The sequence below is a fragment of the Novosphingobium sp. MBES04 genome (genome assembly GCF_000813185.1).
In the GTDB taxonomy this organism is placed as follows: Bacteria; Pseudomonadota; Alphaproteobacteria; order Sphingomonadales; family Sphingomonadaceae; genus Novosphingobium; species Novosphingobium decolorationis.
Map to the genome: position 1 here is coordinate 1 of NZ_DF850518.1, position 658 is coordinate 658.

The 658-nt window shown below is 62.2% G+C and carries 1 protein-coding gene; it reads left to right on the plus strand.

Annotation, left to right across the window (positions count from 1 at the left end):
* On the plus strand, nucleotides 1-658 hold a 658-nt coding region (locus tag MBENS4_RS23755; RefSeq protein WP_039396933.1), incomplete at both ends, for a hydantoinase B/oxoprolinase family protein.

Sequence of the window (658 nt, forward strand, 5' to 3'; positions counted from 1 at the left end):
CAATGCGCTGATCGCCTCGTGCCGCGTTGCCGCCAACCGCGTGGTCGAGATGGCGACACGCTTTGGCGATGACATCTTCGTCTCGGCGACCAACCTGCTGCTCGACCGCAACTACCGCGCCATGCAGCAGCTCATCGAGAGCTCGATCGGCGAGACGCCCGTCTCGTTCGAGGACTACATCTGCGACGATGGCATGGGCTTTGGCCCCTACAAGATCAAGTGCACCATGTGGAAGGAGAACGGCCGCGTCGTTCTCGACTTCGACGGCACCGATCCGCAGAGCCAGGCCTCGATCAACATGCTGCTCAACGAGAACATGATGCGCATGTTCTTCGGCATCTACATGATCATGGTCTTCGATCCGCAGATCCTGTTCAACGACGGCTACTACCCGCTGATCGACATCCGGATCCCGGAAGGCTCGCTGCTCAAGCCCAAGTTCCCGGCCGCGCTCTCGGGCCGTACCCACGTGCTCGGACGCCTGTTCGACATCATGGGCGGCCTGCTGGGTCAGAAGACGCCTGAGTTCCTCAACGCCGCGGGCTTCTCCTCCTCGCCGCACCTGTTCTATGCAGGCCACGACAAGGCGGGCAAGTGGTTCCAGCTCTTCCAGATCGGCTTTGGCGGCATCCCGGGTCGTCCGATGGGAGACGGTCCC